At 38.6% G+C, this 1,419-nt stretch carries 1 protein-coding gene; it reads left to right on the forward strand.

Going from position 1 to position 1,419, the window contains the following annotated elements; translation table 11 throughout:
* Nucleotides 1–20: 20 nt before the first annotated feature.
* Entirely contained in the window at nt 21–1,394 is a 1,374-nt protein-coding gene (argH, locus tag V7014_RS11035) for an argininosuccinate lyase (RefSeq protein WP_335507056.1), read from the forward strand.
* Nucleotides 1,395–1,419: the final 25 nt, after the last annotated feature.

Consider the following 1,419-nt stretch of genomic DNA (forward strand, 5'->3'; position numbering starts at 1 on the left):
AATAAAAAGAAGGTGAACGCGTGAAAAAGCTTTGGGGAGGAAGATTCACTAAATCAGCTGAAGAATGGGTAGATGAATTTGGTGCCTCCATCTCTTTTGACCAAGAACTTGTGTTAGAAGACATCGAGGGGAGTTTAGCGCACGTTAAAATGCAAGGTGAATGCGGTATTCTTTCACAGGAGGATGTTACAGCTATTTCAAACGGCTTGCTTACTTTAAAAGAAAGAGCCGAAAAGGGCGAGTTACAATTTTCTGTTAAAATGGAAGATATTCATTTGAATTTAGAAAGTATGCTGATTGATGAAATTGGTCCGGTCGGCGGAAAGCTGCATACAGCTCGAAGCCGAAATGACCAAGTAGCGACTGATATGCATTTATACTTACGTAATAGAACGAAAGAAGTCATCGGTCTCATTAATGAACTCCAAACAGCTTTATTAAATCAAGCAAAGGATCATGTTGAGACGATTCTTCCTGGATATACGCATTTACAAAGAGCTCAGCCTATTTCGTTTGCACATCATGTATTAGCGTATTTTTGGATGTTAGAAAGAGATAAGGAACGTTTTACAGAAAGCTTTAAGCGAATTAATAAGTCACCACTTGGTGCAGGAGCTTTAGCGGGCACAACTTTCCCGATTAATCGTGAGCTTTCAGCGGAATACTTAGGTTTTTCAAGCATTTACGAGAATAGTCTAGATGCCGTTAGTGATCGTGACTTTATTGTAGAATTTTTATCAAATAGTTCGATGATGATGATGCATTTATCACGCTTAGCAGAGGAAATCATTCTGTGGTGTAGCCAAGAATTCCAATTTATTGAGCTAGATGACGCATTCTCAACAGGCAGTAGTATTATGCCGCAGAAAAAAAACCCAGATATGGCGGAATTAATTCGAGGAAAAACGGGACGAGTTTATGGCAATCTATTCGGCTTACTAACGGTATTGAAAGGTCTTCCATTAGCGTATAACAAAGATATGCAAGAAGATAAAGAAGGTATGTTTGATACAGTTAAAACAATAACAGGTTCTCTTAAAATCTTTTCCGGTATGATTTCTACTATGAAAGTGCGTACGGATGTGATGGAAAAAGCGGTAAAATCTGATTTTTCTAACGCAACCGAATTAGCAGATTATCTAGCGAACAAAGGATTACCTTTCCGAGAGGCTCATGAAGTAGTAGGTCAACTAGTGCTTACTTGTATTAATCAAGGGTGCTATTTAGCGGACTTAACGATGGAGCAATTCAAGGAAGCAAATTCTTTATTCGAAGAAGATATTTATGTTGTCTTGCAGCCATACGAAGCAGTGAAGCGTCGTAACAGTGCTGGTGGAACAGGCTTTAAACAAGTACAAGCTGCTATTGAAAAAGCAGAAGGTTTGTTGAAATAGTTGAATAGGCTGTCCGAAAAGTGAT

It is taken from the genome of Bacillus sp. JJ722 (genome assembly GCF_036963345.1).
Taxonomy (GTDB): Bacteria; Bacillota; Bacilli; order Bacillales; family DSM-1321; genus Bacillus_AD.